Source organism: Burkholderia sp. BC1, from assembly GCF_052683555.1.
In genome coordinates this window covers 1-3,473 of sequence record NZ_JBQYLP010000146.1, presented here as the reverse complement: position 1 = coordinate 3,473, position 3,473 = coordinate 1, and the positions used below count along the sequence as shown (strand labels likewise).

3 protein-coding genes are annotated in these 3,473 nt (G+C 56.6%); 2 read left to right on the top strand and 1 reads right to left on the bottom strand.

The genetic code is table 11. The features are described from left to right. Window positions 1-272 precede the first annotated feature (272 nt). Window positions 273-1,142: a hypothetical protein gene (locus ACSHSS_RS29835; RefSeq protein ID WP_060261958.1), complete on the top strand. Its 870-nt coding sequence runs from the start codon at window positions 273-275 to the stop codon at window positions 1,140-1,142. Between the two features lie 62 nt (window positions 1,143-1,204). On the opposite strand, the gene ACSHSS_RS29830 is transcribed toward ACSHSS_RS29835, so the two are convergent. Further along, window positions 1,205-1,804 carry a recombinase family protein gene (locus ACSHSS_RS29830; RefSeq protein ID WP_060261955.1) on the bottom strand — a complete coding sequence of 200 codons (600 nt, stop codon included), beginning with the start codon at window positions 1,802-1,804 and terminating at the stop codon, window positions 1,205-1,207. Window positions 1,805-2,166: 362 nt separating this feature from the next. Between ACSHSS_RS29830 and ACSHSS_RS29825 the strand changes: the two genes are divergently transcribed. After that, the coding region (locus tag ACSHSS_RS29825; protein ID WP_445545945.1) for an RNA-directed DNA polymerase at window positions 2,167-3,473 on the top strand (1,307 nt) is incomplete at its 3' end.

Here is a 3,473-nt window from a genome sequence, read left to right as displayed (position 1 = left end):
ATCAACCTAACGGTGTCCGCGTGTCCTGAGTTACAGGGGCAACTCCAGTTATCTGCCTGCACGATGCTCCCGCAGCAGGCAGAGGCTGGGGCAACTCCCTCAAGCCCAACACGAAGCAGCCGATAACAAACTTAGGGGCGTTACACGCATAGTCTCAGCTTGCCCTGAGCGTGAGCCCATGCCAATGAGCCACACATCGTCAATCCGCATTTGAGTTCGATTGTTGTCGGGTCGTTCGGTAGAACTGCCCGCACACGGATGGTGGGAGGATTATGCAGTACGCACGAGCTGGTAACGGAAAAGTCTGGGAGGCTGCAGAGTTTGCTGCGCTCCCCGCTCAACAACTTGATGATGAACGCCGCAACCTTATCTGCGTCGAGTGCGGAGAGTTCGCATGGTTTAGAAAGCCAAGTACGCACGGACATCCGGCGCATTTTTGCGCCCACCATACGCCGCAATGCAATCTGCGGGTGGAATATGTCATCGTCGGCGAGCCGCGCAACGAGGCTTCAGTCGCAGAAGGCCAGGTGACGAGCGGCGACCTCATCGTCGTTGATCTCGACCAAGAAATCGGTGGCAATGTTGACGTTACGCCTGTGCAGCCGCCCCCTACCGGCGACGGCGAAGGTGGCGGACGAACATATCTGCTCCGTGGAGCAGACCGTCAAGCGTCGCAGCACTTCACTTTGCGCCGGATATTACTGCGACTTGTACAAAGCCCCGATTTCCGTCATTCGGATCGACAAATTCGATTGAACAAGGCTGACGGTGAGGTTCTCATTCAGGGGGCCGTCCGAGACATCGTCGCCAGCTTTGATGAAATCCGCGCCGAAAGACACAATGATGCGCTGGCGCTTTACTGGGGACCCATTTCTACGACCGGGCGCACACCCGACGGGAAACTCTGGCTGAACTCATCGGATCGGTATAGCGGCGCAAGCGTCGTAGTATTTGAAGACATCGTGGAAGACTTTCTGCAGGCCTTCGATATCACCGATCTGGATGATCTAGCAGGCGCGCACGTGCTCGTTGCCGGTCGCTGTACGGTCCGTGAAGGCGGCAGGCCGTTTATCTGGTGCAGTTCGCCCAAGTACATAATCGTTCGGCGTTATCGAGACGAGAGATTGCAAGCTCAGCTATAGGCCATCGGATTCGAGGTCTCTGAGCAGACTATCGACTCGCGCCGGCTTTGATGTAATAGCTGTCAAGACGGCGCACAATCCGAACAGGCTCGCTTGACTGTCGCCGTTCCGATACCGAACTTCTCGGCCGTCTCGCGAATACTTGCGCCCGTTTCCGATCGCCAGGCCTTTATGGCTGCGTAGTCGTACGTTCGAGCTCGCCCCTTGTATTTCCCGTCCGCCTTCGCGATCGCCACGCCTCGGCGCTGCATCTCGGCGCGGTTCAGGTAGTCAGCTTCCCCCTGCGCGGCCATGAACGCCAGAATCGCGTCGCGGGTTGCTTTCGCGATAGGGTCTTCTGCCTTCCCATCGAACACCATTCCATTGAGCGTGCATTCGACACGAACGCCCATTTCCATAAGTCGTCGCATCGTCGCGTGCAACTCGTCGTAGCGGCGGCTGATCCGGTCGAGCCAGCGCACGATAAGAACGCCACCGTGCCGCAGATCGTGTTCGGCTTTGCGCCACTGTTCCCGCGCGTCAGGAGCTACGTGGTAGCCGCTCACGCCCTCGTCAATGAAAACATCTTTGTCCTGCACGCCGTGGGCTCTGGCGTCCTCATACTGGCTCACGGCTGATTGGCCGTCCGTGGTAGAAATCCGCCCGTAGTACAGTTTGCGCATGATTTTACATGGATCATTTAAAATGCTGGATCAATTGTAGCATGGATCAAATGAACAATTGATCCTGTCGATCCAAGCTCAAACGCCCCGGCGCTTGGCTCGTTACCGTGTACCCAATTGAGCTGCTTCTCCCCGGCTAAGCCGAAGTATCCGCCGTCTGATACAGCAAAACGTCCCGAGCATCCCAGCGACCGAACGATCGCCAGCAAGCTGGTGAACTCGCTCGAAAGCCTTGGCGTTGGCGCGAGCGCAATCACGACGTGAATGCTTACCCGCGTGATCGAGCAATCGGAAGGGTATACTTTGCGCACCCGCAGGCATTGCCCTGCGACGCAACTTCTCGAGAATAGGCGAGCGTTAAAATGCCAGAGGTCACGTTGCAACACTTTGCCCGCGCCGCGGCGGATATCGGCGCGCACGGCGACAACGATACTCTCCCGTTTGATTTGGATACTCGATTTGTACAGCAACGACAAGCCGAGTTCGCGAACGTGGCTTTTAGCCTGTTCGACGAATTGCAACGAGATGGTGCAATCAACAGCAAACGCAAGATAGACGCCCTAAGCGTCTTCAATGAGCGCCTTCTCACGCCCACCGGATCGGCTGGGTTTCGCGTTACGACAAAAATCCACCCCTTCTGGTCCGTCTACTTCAACGGCCTGGGTGTTGCAATAGCGGACGCACTGGAAGACCAACGTGACCCTCGCGCGCGTTCCTACCGCTTCCGACGCGACGGCACCGAGGAGTTGTTTGACAGAAGTTTCTCGTGGCGATCGTTCCGAGAGGCTACCGTTGCTGAGGTTCGCCGCATGCCTGACGACGCGATAGTTGTTCAGACCGACGTATCCAGCTTCTACGAGCATGTTTCGCATCATTACGTCCAAAACTCAATCAACGACCTTTTTCCTGACGGTCGGATTGGCAATCAGATCACTGCGTTACTAGGAAAATTTTCGGCGGGCCGTTCGTTCGGGCTTCCTGTCGGCGGCCAAGCGTCGCGCGTACTGGCTGAACTATTCTTGAATCCGGTCGATCAGCGGATGACCGTCAGCGAAATCCGGTGGTTCCGGTACGTTGACGACTATGTGCTCATAGCACCGTCGAACGCCGACGCGTACCGAGCGTTGTCGGTACTTTCCTACACTCTGGCCGACTACGGCCTCACTCTTAACCGGGGCAAAACCGTCATGCTGACGGCGAAGCACTATGTCGACTACGTCACGGCACAACTGGGCGGCGACGAAGACGGTGCATCCCGACTTCGGGCAGTCGACCTGCATTTTGATCCGTATTCGGACACCGCCATCGACGACTATGAATCACTGAAGGAGACGGTCGCGACGTTGGAGGTTCAATCGATTCTGGCGCAAGAGCTTGAAAAAGCTCTGCCGGATAACTTTCTCGTCACCCAAATAAGTAGAACGTTAAAGCTTCAGCAACCTGCAATTGCTCTTCAACTTGTAGCAACGCTTCTCGCGCCGGAGAACCTTCACGCGTTTCGGGGGTCGTGGTCGACGATCATGCGAGGGATAACCGGTCTGCGGGCGGACCCAGCGTTCGATAGTATCGCGCCGCAAGTTGATTCCATGCTTGACGCAATCGCAGACCATTCCTCTCACTTAGAGGCCAGTTCAAAAAGGCTGCTCCGTACGCCTGAAGATGTTCCAGC